Below are 16,968 nucleotides of genomic sequence, written 5' to 3' on the forward strand. Positions count from 1 at the left end.
GTTCAGGACCAAGCTACGATTCAGAATTGATAGTTATTAATCTTTCATCAGTGCGTGATGCATAATTTGAGTATGATGCCAATAGTCGATCAGCAGATTTTTGACGCTGTTCCTGACCTCGTGCGTGGTGAGCATGTCTCGGCCTCCGCCGACCCCGCCGAAATAGTTAATCTGGAGGCGCGCTGTGGCGAAAAGGTTGCCACCTGGGCGCTGTCGATTACAGGACCCGCGGTAGAGCGGGTTGTGGAAGAACTGGATGCGGTCAGCTTTGAGGTCTTGGGACGGTTGATTCCCAAGGCGATCTATCAGCAGTCATTTGGACTGATCCACTACCTCTCCGGTGATGATTCCGCGTTGGACTTGAGTCGAGAACATCGGGAAACCCTGGTGAATGGCATGCGCGAAGGCATCCCTATCCATGCAGGAATGGTACGTGGCATGCGGATCATCGAGAGTCGCTGGCGCAATGCCTTCGTTCAAGTGATTGTCGGGCAATTCGAAGCCGATGTAGCTGCGCGTCTGTTGAACGAGGTCGATCGTGCCATTTCGAGGTATTTTGACACTCAGCTCGACCAAACCACCAATATCCATGCAGAGGAATCCGCGCTCCTCGCGGAGGGACGAGCCGTGAACCGGCGTCAGCTCGTTGACCGGATGATCGCGGGGGAATCGGTGGAGAGCCGGGCGGTTATGCATACGTTGGGGATCGACGTGGAAGCCACACACGTGGGTCTGGTGATTTGGATGGACGACGCCGTTTCACGCGCTACTGCCGGCTACCCTGGCATCACGGGGTTGCTGTCCAGAGCCTTTGCACCGTGGAAGACAGTCACCGTGTCGCTGCAGCAGAATACGATGTGGATGTGGGTCTCGGCACCACGTATTCGTCAGAAGGACGTAGTGGTCCGGATCGAGAAATGTATTGCGTCCGCCCCCGGCCTGAATTTCGCACTGGGTGTGCCGGAGTCGGGGCCAAAGGGGTTCCGTGCAACACACCTAAAAGCCCAGGCGGCTAAACGGTATGGTGTCCGGCGTCCGGATGCGGAACGAATTTTTCCGTTCGAGGATTCTGCGTTGCAGAGCTTGCTCATCTCCGACACGGAAGTCGCGGAGTGGTTTGTCATGGCAGAGATCGGACCTCTGCTTGGCGGCGGTCAAATCCAGCGGGACCTGCGTGAGACGCTCAGGGTCTTGGCGCGCCATAGAGGCGGGGTCATGGAGACTGCGGAAGAGCTCTATATTCACCGCAACACCGTGGCATACAGGATGAAACGGGTGCAGGAACTCTTGGGCCGGGACCCTCTCAAACGCCCTTTGGAAACACAAGCGGCCCTGGCTATTGAAAGCCTTCTGGACTTTGGTGATTGACCGGGCAGGACATGCGGTTTGCCCACAGCGTTCCTGAGCCACGGGAAGATCCTTCTGTCCATACGAGTTTGCGCGGCTTGGCGGGAATGCAAATGTGCTTGCCCGGACGAGCGGGCAAGCACATTTGCAAAGCCATTAACCAAAGGCCATTGGCCGAATACGAGGTGGTTAGACCGGGGCCAAGGATGCTTCGGCCGGGGTGCTGCGCCGACGGTCGGACTTGTACGGGGCCGGTGCGACGGTCGCATGAATGATCTTCTGTCGGTGACCGGGTGCACCCCAAACGACTTCCACTTGGGTGCCGGGTTCGGAAAGGGCCGGGTCGATGAATGCCAATGCCAGGACTTTGCGGAAGTACTGGCTGTAGCCCGGAGCGGTGGATGTGCCGACATGGGTCCCGCCGACGTTGCGTACCTGGTCCGCCCAGACGATCCAGCGCTGTGGGTGGGGGATATCCAGGTAGTCGTAGGGCTCGCCATCTTCGAAGAGAGATGCATAGATCTCGACGACGTCCTTGGCATCATATTCGAGCGTGACCCGCACTTTGCCGGTACCGGAGCTCCGCTCCGCCTCGAGGGCCTCGCGTCCGCAGAAGTCATGGTCGAATACAACGCTTTTGCCCCAACCGAGTTCGTAGGGGCTGAAGCAGTAGTCCAGCAGGTCGGAACCCTCGAGACTTCCGCGGATGGCGGGAACGAGCCCCTTCATGTCGAAGGTCTGACGGAGATGATCGGTGAATCCAGCGCCTTCGGGGCCGAGGCTGTCGTTGAGGTAATGCCACGTAATGGTGGGGAAAGCGGCTTCGAGGTGGTTGATCATGGCTGTGCGTCGGCCCAGCTGCTTGATTCCGTGTGACTCTCCGGCGACCAGAATTGCCTCGTACACGGCATCGGTGTCTGCGGCATCGCCATGGAATTCAAATCCTGGCTCACCCGACATCCCTTGACGCAGGGCGTAGACCTTGCGGCCGGCGATTTCCACGGGAACGAATCGCATGAATTTTACGTCGCTGAGGTCCTGGCCTGTGGCGGCTTCGCAGACCTTCATGGCGGTCGGGCCGCCCACTTGAAACTGGAAGGTCTGGATCTCTCGGCATTGAACGTCGTAGCCGCCCTTACTCAACTGGAACGAGCTCCACGTTGCCGTTCCTGCTTGCGTGCGGAAGTGCTCTTCACCCAGCCGCATGAGGATTCCATCGCCAACCACCTTGCCGCGTGAGCTGCACATGACCATGTGCTTGGCCTGCCCGACGTCAAACTTCTTATAGCTGTTCACGGAGAAGTCGCTGAAGAACTTCAGGCTATCGGGCCCGCTGATCTCCAGGTCCCACAGGAAAGACCAATCGCCGATGTAGCAGGTTTCCTTCCAGGACAGCTGTTCGCTCTGCCAGTCACTGAATTCGGACTGACGCCAGCCAGGATGGACTGCAGGTGTCTGCGCACGCAGCGCGTTGACAATCGGGTTGCTCATCGTTGAAGCTCCATTTCCAAGTCGAAAACTCATCACGCTGAAACGCATCCATTACATGTTGGTGCTGCGGCCGTAAGGGTTTGCGTTCCAACTGTGAAGGGGATTACCAAAATTATGGCGGTACCTGCCCGGGCCGTCACTGGATCCAGGGGCCAATGTTTTGACGGATTCTAGGCATGATGCACAACACATATTGAATTCTTGGCCGGCCTGTGCGTCTTGCCCAACCAGCGGACCAGCGTTGTCCCCGACAGCCAGTGACGGGCTTCACCCAAGGTCCGAGGATGGAAGTCGAGGTTGCCACATCCCGAAGGCAGCACTGGTAAGTAAGGAAGTTGCGATAATGACGGCTGCGGCCCCGGTGATTCCCTCCGATATTGAACATTACAGCGAACTAGAAACTGCGCGCATCCTGGCTGACATCCGGCTTATGGAGCCGGCACTCGTGGCACGAATTCCCGAATTTGATGAGCAGCGCCGCATCCCGGCCGACGTCATCGCGGACCTGAAGCGGATCGGCGTCTTCGACGTCCTGACACCGCGCAGCCACGGCGGCCTCCAGCTCGGACTCGTGAGCAGCGTGCTGGTGCTCGAGGAACTGGCGCGCATCGATGCGTCCCTGGCCTGGGCCACGATGATCGGGATGGAAAGCCCCCAGATCCTGGCCCTCCTTCCGAGGGACACCTACGACGAACTGTTCCTCGCCGACGAACGCCCGCTGTTCGGCGGCACCTTCCTCCCGGCCGGCAAGGCACAAAAAGTCGACGGCGGCTACCGGGTCTCCGGCCGTTGGGGTTTCGCGTCCGGCTGCCAGAACTGGGACCTCGTGTTCGGCAACTGCATCGTCATCGACGAAAACGGCGACACGTTGCCGGGTAGGCTGCCGGGAACGCCCCGGACCCGGGCCATGGTGATGCCGGCCTACGCCGTCACCATCGAAGACACCTGGAAGACGCTCGGCATGCGCGGATCAGGCAGCCATCACTTCCATGCCGAAGACATCTTTGTTCCGGACAACTTCGCCTTCGACATCCTTTTCGACCGGCCAAACGTGGACGGCGTGGGTAAATTCCCCATCGCCGAATTCAACACGCACATCACCGCGATTATCCTCGGCACCGCACGCGGCGCGCTCGAGGAGTTCCGCGAAACGGCCAAGACCAAGCAGCGTATGGGAAGCAAGGTGACGGCGGCAAAGAACCCCGTCGTCCAGGACCGCGTGGGACGCATCGAAGCGGGGCTGCGCGCCGCGCGTTCCTACCTCCTTGAGGAAGGCCGCTGGCTGGCCGAACTCGACGGCACCGAGGACTTCGAGGACATCACCATCGAACACACCGGCCCGCTGAACGCCTGGGTCACCAAGACCTCCGTGGAAGCAGTGGACGCGGTCTGGGCACTGTCAGGCGCATCGAACGCCTACGAAGGTTCCACCATCCAGCGCCGCCTTCGCGACATCAGCGTCTCACGCCAGCACGCAGCCGTGACAGACACCGCCTTCGCCCGCCTGGGCGCGGCGATGTTCAACGAAACCCACGAAGTATCCCAACAAACCCAGACCGCACCACAAAAGGCATAAGGACAGAACCGTAGGCCAAGGGCCAAGCCTGACGATTTCGCCTCGGCGGATGGCCTTGTACCGGGCGTTCATGAATTGCAATAGAACCATTGAGAGCGTAGGGAAGGACCACCGTGAAGACTAGTGCGGCTGTGATTGAGGCGGTCGGAGAACCATGGAAAATCGTGGAACTCGATCTTCAACGACCGGGCGAAGGCGAAGTCCTGATTGAGTTTGTTGCTGCCGGGCTATGCCATTCGGATGAAAACCTGCGTGCCGGAAAGCTCGGTGGCACCGCTCGCTATCCGATGGTGGGTGGCCATGAAGGTGCGGGGATCGTGCGCGAAGTGGGCAGGGGAGTTCGCGGTATCCGGGAGGGTGACCACGTGGTCTGCGTATTCAGACCCGCCTGCGGCCGTTGCGAATACTGCGCCTCGGGAAAGGGTTACATTTGCAATGAAAGCGCTGACTCGTTGAGTGGTTCGCTGCCCGGCGGGCACTTCCGTTTCAGTCGAAACAACGAATACTACGGTGCCAATTGCATGCTCGGAACATTCTCACGTTTCTCAGTGGTGTCGGAGGTTTCGTGTCTGGTGGTTGAGAAGGACATCCCGTTGGCGAGTTTGGCCGTCCTCGGCTGCGCCGTACCGACGGGCTGGGGCGCAGCCGTCAATGCGGCCGAGACCAAACCCGGAGACGTGGTGGTAGTGATTGGTGCCGGCGGTGTGGGGCTTAACGCGTGCCAAGGTGCGCGACATGCGGGGGCGGCTGAAATCATTGCCATTGATCCGGTGGCGAGCAAGTTGGAAGCGGCCGAGCTGTTTGGAGCCACGTCAGGGTTCGCATCGGTCGATGAAGCTACGGACCACATTAAGAATCTCCGGCAAGGTGGCGCTGACACCGTGATTCTTTCGGCAGGAATCCCTGGCCTGGCAGAAGCCGGGCTTGGGATCTTGCGCAAGGGTGGAAACCTAGTCATTGCTGCGCTCGGACATCCGTCGAATTTCCGCCTGGACATGCCGATCGCCCCGTTGGTGCTGCAGAACCAGTCAATCCGTGGCAGCGTGATCGGAAGCTCCAACGTAAGATCCGACTTGTACCGACTCGTTGACCTCTACCGCTCCGGCGATCTCATGCTTGACGAGCTGGTCAGTCGACACTACTCGCTGACAGACATCAATGTTGGCTTCGAGGACCTGCAGTCCGGCCGGAACCTGCGCGGAGTCGTTATCCACTAAGTACCTTGGCACGTCGTCGTTGGGCTTGCCGACAATGCCGGTACTGGCAGAGCGTAGAGACGGACCCCGAGTCGCGCGACTGCCTCTTTGTACCTGTTAACTGACTGCGGGCCGGGTCCTTGCGAACCTGATGGTTCGCAAGGACCCGGCCCGCAGTGTGTCAGTGCTTGGCCTGTGCGGGTTAGAGTCGGAAGACTTGTTCGGCTGCTCCTTGGAAGAATTCCTTCTTTTCCTCAATGCTCCAAGGCAGGGCGTCCAAGGCCGCGACCTCCTGGGGATCCCACTGGTAAGGGTAGTCCCAGGCGAACATAACGCGTTCGGTGCCGACAACGTCGCGGACGAATTCCACGGCCGGGGCCCAGGGCATGCCGCTGGTGGTGAACCAGATATTGCGTTTGAGGTAGTCGCTGGGGCGCATCTTCAAGGGCTTGATGGCTTCGTAGCGCCGGGACTTGACGGAGGTGGCGTGCATGAAGTCGATGCGCCACATCCAGTAGGGGAGTGCCTCGCCGAGGTGCCCCACCACGATCTTGAGGTTGGGGAAACGATCGAAGACGCCGGAGGTGATGATCCTGAGCAGGTGAAGTCCGGTTTCGGCGGCGAAGCCAAAGACGGCACCGTCCAGGCCGGATTCGACGTAGGGCTGGATCATTTGGGGTGAAGGGGTGTTCGGGTGCAGGTAGATCGGGGTGTTCAGGCTTTCGGCGGCCTCAAAGATCGGCCAGAACTTTTTGTCGTCCAGGTATTCGCCTTGGGTGTGCGAGTTGATGATGACACCCTTGAACCCGAGGTTGTCGTGTCCCCGGCGGATTTCCTGGGCGGCGTGCTCGGGGTCCTGCGGCGCGATGGCGGTGAGGCCGTAGAAACGGTCCGGGTAGGCGTCCACCGATTCCTTGAGGATGTTGTTTGCCTCCACGGCCAGGGTCCGGGCGATGTCTGTTTTCAGGATCTGCACGCCGGGGCAGGTTAAGGACAGGATCTGGACGTCCACTCCGGCTGCGTCCATAGCGGCGAGGCGGTTGGGGCCGGCCTCGACGATCCGTGCGGACAGGGCTGATGCACGCTCGGTATTGCCGAGGTAGTAGCCCCACAGGCTGTTGAATCCAGGGTCGCTGATATTGCCGGCTGCCAGTTCGGTGCGGTAGACATCGAGCAGCTGCTGTGGTGCCCATGCTTCCTCGACGGCTATGCGCTTGTAGTCCGTGCTGAATGCCAGCGTCGTTCCTGTTTCATTCAATACTTGCGTCTCGGTCATTCTCTTGCTCCTCTAATGAGTTTGGGTTGCGGCGATGATTCGCTGGCAATCAAATCGGGAAGTGCCCGGGCTGGGTCTCTATGGAAATCCAGCGCAGTTCCGTGAATTCGGCGATCCCCGCTTCGCCGCCAAATCGGCCGTGCCCGGAGCTCTGCACGCCTCCGAACGGCATTTGTGCCTCGTCATGGACGGTTGCCCCGTTGATGTGGCACATCCCGGCATTCAGCCGACGGGCGACGCCGAGGGCTTGCGCCGTGTCCCGGCCAAAGACCGCTGAACTCAGGCCGAATTCGGTGTCGTTGGCAATGCGCACGGCGTCGTCCGTGTCCCTGGCCCGGACAATGGAAACCAGAGGTCCGAAGCTTTCCTCGCCGTAGACGTCCATGGTCGGTTTAACGTGGTCGAGCACGGTGGCAGGAATCAGGACCCCCTGGCCCGGGCCCCCGGCTATGAGTTCCGCACCCTTGTCCAGGGCATCGCCGAGCAGTCGGCGGACGCGGTCCGCGCCGCCCTCGGTCGCAACGGCGCCCAAGGGAGCCGAGGAGGATCCCGGGTCGCCGGCCACCAGTGTCAGGGCCTTGGCCGCGAACGCCGCAACGAACTTGTCGGCCACGGAATCCACCACGACGATGCGTTCAGTTGACATGCAGATCTGGCCCTGGTTCATGAAGGCGCCGAAGGCGGCGGCCTTGACGGCTTCGTCGATGTTTGCATCGTCGAGCACAACGAACGGGGCCTTTCCGCCCAGTTCAAGGAGAACGGGCTTGAGCTGCGCAGCGGCGCGCACCGCGATGACCCGGCCGACGGCGGTGGATCCGGTGAAGTTGATCCGGCGCACCGCCTGGTGGTCAATCAGCGAGCCGACAACTTCAGCTGCGTTGGCGGGAGAGTTGGTGACGATGTTCAGGACTCCCTCCGGGAATCCTGCACGGGCGAACGCCTCCCCGATGAGCGCATGCGTTTTGGGGCAAAGTTCGGAGGCTTTGAGGATGGCGGTGTTGCCACAGGCAATGGCCGTGGCGACTGCGCGGACGCCAAGGATCACCGGGGCGTTCCACGGGGCGATGCCGAGAACCACGCCCACCGGCACGCGCATGGTCAGCGACAGCGAACCTGCCTGATCCGAAGGGATGGTGCTGCCCTGCACGGCTGTTGTCAGAGAAGCGGCTTCCCGCAGCATGTCGGAGGCCAGGCCCACGTTGAACCCAGCCCAGGCCGGGGTTGCACCAAGTTCATCGCGCATCGCCATCTCAAAGTCCCCGTGCATCGCCTGGATCTCGTCGGCGGCCGCCAACAGCAGCATGCGCTTTGACTTGGGACCACGCCCGGACCATTCGAGGAACGCGGCGGCGGCCTGGTCAGCCAGGCGCCGGCCTTCGGCAATCTCCGTTTCCGCGGATGCGGCTGGCACCTCTGCAGAGGAAATGGTTTGTGTTTCGATACTCATCGAAGGGTTCCTCCAAAGTAGCTCATGTTGGGGTGCGGATCGAACCACGTCCGGACGTCGAGGACTGCGGGCAGGCCCGATTCGAGGGCTCTGCGGATGGCCGGGCCGATCTCCGATCGGACGGTGACAGTCTCACCAAAGCAGCCAAAACCGCGGGCGATGGCGGCGTAGTCCGTTCCGGTCAACTGGGCTCCATGCTCGAATCCGGCATTGCGCTGCCCTTGTTCGATCACGCCCCATGATTCGTTGTTGTGGATGACGTTGATGACCGCCAGGCCGTAGCGGCGGGCTGTGTCGAGTTCCTGCAAAGTGAACCCAAAGGAGCCGTCGCCGGTGACGTTGAAGACTGCTTTTTCGGGGTTCGCAGTTTTCAGGCCGAGCGCGAACGGAGTTCCGAACCCGATTTGGGCCATGCCCGGGTCGTTGAACCGGGTACGGGGCTTGAAGGCCGGGGTGAGGTCGTTCGTCCAAAACGATGTGTGTCCGCCGTCGTAGACGACCAAGGCATCCTCGGGCAGGGCCGCGCCGATTTCGATGGCTACGGCGGCCGGGTGAAGCCTCGGGTCATCGGCCAGACGTCCCAGTTCCCGCTCGCGTTCCTGCTGGTCGGCGACCAAGGAGGCAAGCCACTCGGGATCCGAGACAGCGTCCTGCCCCACGGCTTCCAGGAGTTGGCTGAGGATGGCCTTGGCGTCGCCGACCAGACCGACCGATACCGGCTGGGCCCGGCCGATGGCCGTAGGGTCCACATCGATGTGGATTAGTTGCTGGAGCGGCCAGCCCGCAACCAGGGAATCGTTTCCGTCCTTGATCCAGGAGGAGAACTTGCAGCCGACGGCAATGACGACGTCGGCCTCCTGGAAGGCCCGGACAACGGGTACTCCGCCCAGCGCACCCGCGTGGCCGATGAAATCCGGTGAATCCGTGCGGACCACGCCGATGGCCATCTGGGTGACGGTTGATGCCGCGCCTAGTTTTGCAGCGAGCCGCCGGAATTCCTCGGTGGCATCAGCATGCACGACGCCGCCGCCGCCCAGCAGGAGGATGCGCCGTCCCTCGCCTATGAGCTTGGCTGCTTCGATCACCTGGGCCGGGTCGGCCGGGGTCCGGCCGGCTGGCAGGAAATGTTGAATGGGGGCATCGAGTTCCGCAGCGTTGTAGTCGTGCTCAGCTTTGAGTACGTCGCCGGGAATATCAAGGTGAACGGGACCTGGGCGGCCAGTGAGGGCCTCGCGGATGGCCCAGCGGACCAACGAGGGGATGCGCGAGGCGACGGCAACACGTGCGCTCCACTTCGTCACGGCCGATGTGGCGGCGATGCCGTCAAGTTCCATCATGGTGCCCACCAAGGGAGTCGTCTTTTCGGCGGGCCACGTAGAGGAGATGGCTATCATGGGCAGGTTGTTGTTGAAGGCGACGCCGAGTCCCGAGGCCAGGTTCAGCGTTCCAGGCCCCAGTTCCCCCAGTGCGACCGCAAGCTGGCCAGTGGAGTTGTACACGGCGGTTGCCATGAAGGCCCCGGCCGCTTCGTGCCGGCAGCCGGTGTAATTTAGCTCCGGCCGGGAATCGAGCTCCTTGAAGATTCCGGTGAGGTTTCCGCCAACGATGCCGAAGAAATTCCGGATGTCCGAATTCTCCAGGACTCTCACGAGCGCCTGGGCCCCGGTGAGTCGAACGGTGCCCGAAGCGACCGACGTCGTCGGGGAGAAGTGCGTGATGGTCATCTCTGTCCTTATGCCTTTTGTGGTGCGGTCTGGGTTTGTTGGGATACTTCGTGGGTTTCGTTGAACATCGCCGCGCCCAGGCGGGTGAAGGCGGTGTCTGTCACGGCGGCGTGCTGGCGTGAGACGCTGATGTCGCGAAGGCGGCGCTGGATGGTGGAACCTTCGTAGGCGTTCGATGCCCCGGACAATGCCCAGACCGCGTCCACTGCTTCCACGGAGGTCTTGGTGACCCAGGCGTTCAGCGGGCCGGTGTGTTCGATGGTGATGTCCTCGAAGTCCTCGGTGCCGTCGAGTTCGGCCAGCCAGCGGCCTTCCTCAAGGAGGTAGGAACGCGCGGCGCGCAGCCCCGCTTCGATGCGTCCCACGCGGTCCTGGACGACGGGGTTCTTTGCCGCCGTCACCTTGCTTCCCATACGCTGCTTGGTCTTGGCCGTTTCGCGGAACTCCTCGAGCGCGCCGCGTGCGGTGCCGAGGATAATCGCGGTGATGTGCGTGTTGAATTCGGCGATGGGGAATTTACCCACGCCGTCCACGTTTGGCCGGTCGAAAAGGATGTCGAAGGCGAAGTTGTCCGGAACAAAGATGTCTTCGGCATGGAAGTGATGGCTGCCTGATCCGCGCATGCCGAGCGTCTTCCAGGTGTCTTCGATGGTGACGGCGTAGGCCGGCATCACCATGGCCCGGGTCCGGGGCGTTCCCGGCAGCCTACCCGGCAACGTGTCGCCGTTTTCGTCGATGACGATGCAGTTGCCGAACACGAGGTCCCAGTTCTGGCAGCCGGACGCGAAACCCCAACGGCCGGAGACCCGGTAGCCGCCGTCGACTTTTTGTGCCTTGCCGGCCGGGAGGAAGGTGCCGCCGAACAGCGGGCGTTCGTCGGCGAGGAACAGTTCGTCGTAGGTGTCCCTCGGAAGGAGGGCCAGGATCTGGGGGCTTTCCATCCCGATCATCGTGGCCCAGGCCAGGGACGCATCGATGCGCGCCAGTTCCTCAAGCACCAGCACGCTGCTCACGAGTCCGAGCTGGAGGCCGCCGTGGCTGCGCGGTGTCAGGACGTCGAAGACGCCGATCCGCTTCAGGTCCGCGATGACGTCGGCCGGGATGCGGCGCTGCTCATCAAATTCGGGAATTCGTGCCACGAGTGCCGGCTCCATAAGCCGGATGTCAGCCAGGATGCGCGCGGTGATGCTTATGGAATCCGTTGTTGTTTCCGGGTGAACTTCAGTTTCCGTAGTAGTCATGGTGGTGCCCGCTTTCGATGCCTTGGGGTGCCTTGAATATTCGGCAATTCAGTTTCCATTCTCGAAGCCAGGATGATCCAGGTCACTGGCTTGGGCGGACAACACTTGCCGGTGCCTTATGCGCTGCGCACAGTTGGGGTGAACGCGACTGTGTTGTGCGTTTTCCCAATTGGGCTGCCAACGACTGTCGTCTCCAATGACTTTTTAATCAGTGTCCGGGCTGTGGAAATTTCGTTGGCTATGTTCGTAGCGACGGTGGTTCCTTCCTTGGTAGGCATTTTCAGGTGGACCGGCTGGCCGAAAATATATTCCAGTTCGTCCATGGATGCGATGCGCCCGGATTTATCTGCGACCCTAGGCGTGCCATCGACCTGGCGGCGTTGCGGAATGCGGTTGTGTTGTCACGTCGTCGACGCCCTCCCCGGGAGCCAGATTTCCCGGTCGTCCCGCAGGCTCGTCAAGTATTCATTGCCGGCCTGGCGAAGCTGGGTCATGCAGCCACTCCCTGGCCCAGCGCGATCATGCGGCCCTGGTTGAAGACCAAAGGGTCTCCGGCGGAGTAGGAGGCAGAATCGACGCGGGCCACCACGAGGGTGTGGTCTCCGGCAACGTGTTGCTGGATCACTGTGCAGTTCATCCTGGCGATGGCGGAATCAACTGCTGCAACGCCGTCGACCTCCACAAGCGCCGGCTCCGCTGGCTGCGGCTTCCCGGAGAAATGCAGGGCGACGTCCTTCTGATGCTCTGCCAGGACACTGATGCCCAGCCTTGACCCTTCGGCAACCAGCCCCTTGGTCCGGGTGTGGTTACCCAAGGAAACCAAGACCAGCGGCGGCTCGAGTGAAACTGAGACGAAACCGTTGGCAGTCATGCCGTGATGGGTGCCGTCTGCCGTCGGCACGGTTATGACGGTGATTCCGGTTGCGAAGCGTCCAGTGGTCTGGCGAAGGAGTGCCCCGGTAACCTCCGGTGGTGCTGGAGCGAATGCTGTGATGCTGTTCATGATGCGCCGCCTATTCCTTGAAATGGTCGTCGAATTCTCCGGACGATGTTTATGTGATCCAACTTACGGATTGGGTCCTATGGGGTCACCGGGCTCCGCCCCCAATGTTGTTGGGACCACGTGTGCGCCACGCACAAGGGCGGACGGCAGAACTTTAAGGGGTCACGAATTGCCCACCGGATCAAACGGATTGAGGCGATTCTGGGCAGGCGGGCAATCTCCCGGGCCGCTCAGACTCAAACCGCACTAATTCTGGCGGCATTGTTGTCCGATGAAAGCGAGAGAGGGCCCAGCCCGTCGCGCCGCTAGGTCAGGCACGAAGGCCTGCGTTCAGATGCTATGTTCACGGGGTCGCCTGCTGGCCGGGCGACGCGTAGCGCTGGGCCCTTTGGAGTTCAACTGTTCCAAAGAATGTCGCCACTGAGTGGCCAATGTCGATGTCGTGATTCACGATCCACTGCTGTTGCAGGCCGTCAACTATGGCGATGACAAGTTTGGCTTGAGCGCAGGCCCTAGCGCGTCGTCGTGAGTCGGTTCACTGACCTCCGAGGGCAGCTTGTTGGCGATCTCGGAGCTCAAGACCTCAAACCGTGTTCCGAAAAATTTAGCTGCCGCGTGATCTGGATCGGCGGCTTTGGCGGCCGTGGTCACGTACAGCCGGATTAGTCCAGGCTCGCCACTGTTCCGTTGCAATACTTCGATAAACCAGCGTTGCCGGTCGATTAGCGACGACTCGACCTGGTCCCGGTTATCGCGCATGCGCAGGATCTCCACCAGCATGTGGTCTTCGACTCGAAGTAGTGCATCGTGCCGTCCAAGCCGATGTTGTACAGCTGGGCAACCGTGTGCAGTGATGTGCCACGGTAGCCCTCTTTGGCGAAGACGGCCAACGCCGTCACGAGGATTTCCTGTCGTTTTGCAACGCCGGGCGGAGTGGCCGGAAGAATCTATTCGCCCCGCGTCCTCAAGTGCGGCTCGTCCAGACGGTAAGGCTCTTCTCTTAGCCGCGTTTGGTCAATAGACCTCCTCCCGCGTCGTGAGTTGCGTGGTTGTGCCCTGAGTCGCGCAGAATAGCTCCATGACAAAAAGCAACGGGCGCTTGCCACGGCTTGAGGACGTTGCGGAACGGGCGGGGGTCTCGCACCAGACCGTGTCCCGGGTGATCAATGACCACCCCAATGTCAGCAAGGGCACGCGTGAGCGTGTCGAGGCGGCCATTGCCGAGCTGGGTTACCGGCGCAATACTGCTGCGCGGAGCCTGGTGACCCGTCGCTCCCAGACCATCGGCGTCCTGGCGAGTGAGCTGGCGCAATACGGCCCGGCGAACACGCTCCTCGGGGTCGAACAAGCGGCCAGGGATGCGGGCTACTTCGTCAGCATCGCGGCCTTGAGGACGGTCAATCGCGAGGCGATTCTTGATGCGGTCCGGCGTTTCCTGGACCAGTCCGTGGACGGGATCGTGGTGATTGTGCCGCATTCCGAGACTCTGCTGGCGTTGGCGGAAGTGAAGGCCGGGGTTCCTGTGGTGGCTGTGGGATCGCTGGGCGACGCGTCCGTCGGCGGAGCGATGGTGGACCAGAAGCGCGGCGCGGAACTGGCCGTCCGGCATCTGCTTGATCAAGGACATCACCGGATCGGACACGTGGCCGGCCCGCAGGACTGGATCGACGGAGTGGCCAGGGCCGAAGGGTGGAGCGCGGCGTTGCGGGCCGCGGGCCTTGAGGATGATCTGCTGGTGGTGGGGGACTGGAGTGCCGGCAGCGGCTACGACATCGGCAGGAAACTCGCCGATGAAAGAACGGCCACCGCGCTCTTTGTGGGAAATGACCAGATGGCCCTGGGCCTGTTGCGCGCCTTCAGCGAGGCGGGGGTCCGCGTGCCCGAGGACGTTTCGGTGGTGGGTTTCGACGACCAACCCGAATCCGGCTACTTCACGCCGCCGCTGACCACGGTGCGCCAGGACTTCGAAGAACTCGGGCGGCGCTGCATGGACCTCATGCTGGGCGGCATCGAAGACGGGGAAAGCGTCGGCACCACCGTCGTGGAGCCCGAGTTGGTGGTTCGCCAAAGTACGTCTGCCCCCGCCTGATCGCCTTTTGATTCGTATGGGCCGGCCGGCCCTTGACGCACATACCTTGACGTGCGAATTGTTAGCGCTCACAATTGAACGAGTCCGCAAGGCTGCGGACTGGTTATTGGAGGATTTTCATGGGCGTCACAGGGGACGGCAAGGAACATTACGTCATCGGCGTGGATTACGGCACGCTTTCCGGCAGGGCCGTCGTGGTGCGGGTCAGCGACGGCAAGGAAATGGGAAGCGGCGTATTCGACTACCCCCATGCGGTCATTACGGAGGCGTTGCCGCCCGATCTGGCCGGCGCGCCTGCTGGACCGGCTGTCCGGCTTCCGGGGGACTGGGCGCTGCAAGTGCCGGAGGACTACCGGGAGGTGTTGCGTCGCGCGGTTCCCGCCGCGGTGCGCGACGCCGGGATCGATCCGGCCGCCGTCGTCGGAATCGCCACTGACTTCACGGCGTGCACGGTGGTGCCGGTGAAGGCCGACGGCACGCCGCTGAGCGAACTCCCCGGTTTCGCCAACCGGCCGCACGCCTATGTGAAGCTATGGCGCCACCACGCGGCCCAGGGGCAGGCGGACCGCATCAATGCACTGGCCGCCGAGCGTGGCGAGACGTGGCTGCCGCGCTACGGCGGGCTGATTTCCTCTGAATGGGAATTCGCCAAAGGGCTCCAGTTCCTTGAGGAGGACCCGGAAGCGTACGCGGCGATGGACCACTGGGTGGAGGCCGCCGACTGGATCGTCTGGCAGCTGTGCGGAAACTACGTGCGGAACGCCTGCACCGCAGGGTACAAGGGCATCTACCAGGACGGCGCCTACCCGTCCGAGGAGTTCCTGGCCGCCCTGAACCCGGACTTCACGGATTTCGTGGGCACCAAACTGGCCCGCACGATCGGCCGGCTGGGCAACGCCGCCGGATACCTCACGGCCGAAGCCGCCGCCTGGACCGGACTGCGCGCGGGCATCGCCGTTGCGGTCGGGAATGTGGACGCCCACGTCACCGCGCCCGCGGCCCGGGCCGTGGAACCGGGGCAGCTCGTCGCGATCATGGGCACCTCCACCTGCCACGTCATGAACGCGGATGTCCTGCGCGAGGTGCCGGGCATGTGCGGAGTGGTCGACGGCGGGATCGTGGACGGTCTCTGGGGTTACGAAGCAGGCCAGTCCGGGGTCGGCGACATCTTCGGCTGGTTCACCCGGTACGGGGTCCCGCCCGAATACCACGAAGCCGCCGGTGGACTCGGCCTGGGGATCCACGAGTACCTCACCGAACTGGCCTCCCGACAGGGAATCGGTGAACACGGGCTCATCGCCCTGGATTGGCACTCGGGGAACCGGTCCGTCCTGGTGGACCACGAACTGTCCGGCGTGATCGTGGGCCAGACGCTGGCAACGCGCCCGGAGGACATCTACCGGGCGCTCCTGGAGGCCACGGCCTTCGGCACCCGCACCATTGTGGATGCCTTCCGCGACTCCGGGGTGCCGGTGAAGGAATTCATCGTGGCCGGAGGACTGCTCAAGAACAAGCTGCTGATGCAGATCTACGCCGACATCACGGGGCTGCCGCTCTCCACCATCGGCTCCACCCAGGGTCCCGCGCTGGGTTCGGCCATCCACGCCGCGGTCGCCGCCGGGGAGTATCCGGACATCCGGGAAGCCGCGGCCGCCATGGGATCCGAGCCCGGCGCCGTCCACACGCCTATCCCGGTAAACGTCGCCGCCTATGAGGAACTGTTCCGCGAATACCGGACCCTGCACGATTACTTCGGCAGGGGAGCGAACGAGGTCATGCACCGGCTCAAGAAGATCCAGCGGAACGCCGTTGGACCCCTTACTTCGGAACCAGCACTCACGGCAGGGGTTTCCGCATGAGCGCGTTGCTGGACGCCATTGCCCGGATCCGGGCCGAGGTGTGCGCGCTACATGCCGAACTGACCCGTTATGAGCTGGTGGTCTGGACCGCGGGCAATGTCTCGGCCCGCGTCCCGGGGCATGACTTGATGGTCATCAAACCCTCGGGGGTTTCCTACGACGAGCTCGCGCCCGACCTCATGGTGGTCACTGATCTCTACGGCACTCCGGTCAAAGCAATCTGCACCGGTCAGGAAATCGTGGAGTGGGGCAACCCGGAGCTCTCGCCGTCGTCGGACACCGCCGCCCACGCCTATGTCTACCGGAACATGCCCGACGTCGGCGGAGTGGTCCATACGCACTCGACCTACGCGACGGCCTGGGCCGCGCGCGGGGAGCCGATCCCGTGCGTGCTGACCATGATGGGCGACGAATTCGGCGGCACCATTCCGGTGGGCCCGTTCGCGCTGATCGGAGACGATTCGATCGGCCGCGGCATCGTGGAAACGCTCCGGGCTTCCCATTCACCGGCGGTCCTGATGCAGAATCACGGCCCGTTCACCATCGGCAAGGACGCCCGTTCCGCCGTCAAGGCCGCCGTCATGCGCGAAGAAGTAGCCAAGACGGTCCACATTTCCCGCCAGCTCGGTGAACCGTTGCCCATCGACGCGGGCCAGATCGAATCCCTCTACGACCGCTACCAGAACGTCTACGGCCGGTAACACGGCCTGCCGCTGACC

General features: G+C 62.4%; 13 protein-coding genes. 6 read left to right on the forward strand and 7 right to left on the reverse strand.

What is annotated here, in order from left to right; all coding sequences use genetic code 11:
- Positions 1-72: 72 nt before the first annotated feature.
- Positions 73-1,368, forward strand: a complete 1,296-nt coding sequence (locus ACSKT0_RS10195; protein ID WP_437773630.1) for a PucR family transcriptional regulator — start codon at positions 73-75, stop codon at positions 1,366-1,368.
- 168 nt (positions 1,369-1,536) lie between these two features.
- Here ACSKT0_RS10195 and ACSKT0_RS10200 read toward each other — a convergent pair whose 3' ends face one another.
- A complete protein-coding gene (locus ACSKT0_RS10200; protein ID WP_437773631.1) occupies positions 1,537-2,838 on the reverse strand; it encodes a glycine cleavage T C-terminal barrel domain-containing protein in 1,302 nt (433 codons plus the stop codon).
- 343 nt (positions 2,839-3,181) lie between these two features.
- On the opposite strand from ACSKT0_RS10200, the gene ACSKT0_RS10205 reads away from it, so the two are divergent.
- Both ACSKT0_RS10205 and ACSKT0_RS10210 read left to right on the forward strand, forming a co-directional pair.
- Entirely contained in the window at positions 3,182-4,414 is a 1,233-nt protein-coding gene (locus ACSKT0_RS10205; protein WP_437773632.1) for an acyl-CoA dehydrogenase family protein, read from the forward strand.
- 113 nt (positions 4,415-4,527) lie between these two features.
- Positions 4,528-5,631 (forward strand): zinc-binding dehydrogenase, encoded by a 1,104-nt coding sequence (locus ACSKT0_RS10210; protein WP_437773633.1) that lies wholly within the window; start codon positions 4,528-4,530, stop codon positions 5,629-5,631.
- Positions 5,632-5,812: 181 nt separating this feature from the next.
- Here the strand turns inward: ACSKT0_RS10210 and ACSKT0_RS10215 are convergent, their stop codons facing one another.
- The 6 genes from ACSKT0_RS10215 to ACSKT0_RS10240 all read right to left on the reverse strand — a co-directional run bounded on the left by ACSKT0_RS10215 (position 5,813) and on the right by ACSKT0_RS10240 (position 13,081).
- The gene (locus tag ACSKT0_RS10215; protein ID WP_437773634.1) at positions 5,813-6,886 is read right to left on the reverse strand and encodes an amidohydrolase family protein; all 1,074 of its coding nucleotides are present in this window, start codon (positions 6,884-6,886) and stop codon (positions 5,813-5,815) included.
- Positions 6,887-6,935: 49 nt separating this feature from the next.
- Positions 6,936-8,333 (reverse strand): aldehyde dehydrogenase, encoded by a 1,398-nt coding sequence (locus tag ACSKT0_RS10220; RefSeq protein WP_437773635.1) that lies wholly within the window; start codon positions 8,331-8,333, stop codon positions 6,936-6,938.
- Positions 8,330-10,057 (reverse strand): thiamine pyrophosphate-binding protein, encoded by a 1,728-nt coding sequence (locus ACSKT0_RS10225; protein WP_437773636.1) that lies wholly within the window; start codon positions 10,055-10,057, stop codon positions 8,330-8,332. The genes ACSKT0_RS10220 and ACSKT0_RS10225 overlap by 4 nt, the downstream gene beginning before the upstream one ends.
- A gap of 8 nt (positions 10,058-10,065) precedes the next feature.
- On the reverse strand, positions 10,066-11,298 hold the full coding sequence (locus ACSKT0_RS10230) for an acyl-CoA dehydrogenase family protein (protein WP_437773637.1): 1,233 nt from the start codon (positions 11,296-11,298) through the stop codon (positions 10,066-10,068).
- A 490-nt stretch (positions 11,299-11,788) separates the two neighbouring features.
- Complete coding sequence (locus ACSKT0_RS10235; protein ID WP_437773638.1) at positions 11,789-12,301, reverse strand: flavin reductase family protein; 513 nt, start codon at positions 12,299-12,301, stop codon at positions 11,789-11,791.
- 477 nt (positions 12,302-12,778) lie between these two features.
- The gene (locus tag ACSKT0_RS10240; protein WP_437773639.1) at positions 12,779-13,081 is read right to left on the reverse strand and encodes a hypothetical protein; all 303 of its coding nucleotides are present in this window, start codon (positions 13,079-13,081) and stop codon (positions 12,779-12,781) included.
- Between the two features lie 298 nt (positions 13,082-13,379).
- Here ACSKT0_RS10240 and ACSKT0_RS10245 point away from each other — a divergent pair, with 298 nt between their 5' ends.
- The 3 genes from ACSKT0_RS10245 (at position 13,380) to ACSKT0_RS10255 (ending at position 16,950) form a co-directional block, all read left to right on the forward strand.
- Positions 13,380-14,390 (forward strand): LacI family DNA-binding transcriptional regulator, encoded by a 1,011-nt coding sequence (locus tag ACSKT0_RS10245; RefSeq protein WP_437773640.1) that lies wholly within the window; start codon positions 13,380-13,382, stop codon positions 14,388-14,390.
- Positions 14,391-14,509: 119 nt separating this feature from the next.
- Positions 14,510-16,249 (forward strand): ribulokinase, encoded by a 1,740-nt coding sequence (gene araB / locus ACSKT0_RS10250; protein ID WP_437773641.1) that lies wholly within the window; start codon positions 14,510-14,512, stop codon positions 16,247-16,249.
- Positions 16,246-16,950, forward strand: a complete 705-nt coding sequence (locus ACSKT0_RS10255; protein ID WP_437773642.1) for an L-ribulose-5-phosphate 4-epimerase — start codon at positions 16,246-16,248, stop codon at positions 16,948-16,950. Before araB ends, ACSKT0_RS10255 begins: the two co-directional genes overlap by 4 nt.
- The last annotated feature ends 18 nt before the right edge of the window (positions 16,951-16,968 follow it).

The organism is Arthrobacter sp. KNU40, from assembly GCF_051515115.1.
In the GTDB taxonomy this organism is placed as follows: domain Bacteria; phylum Actinomycetota; class Actinomycetes; order Actinomycetales; family Micrococcaceae; genus Arthrobacter.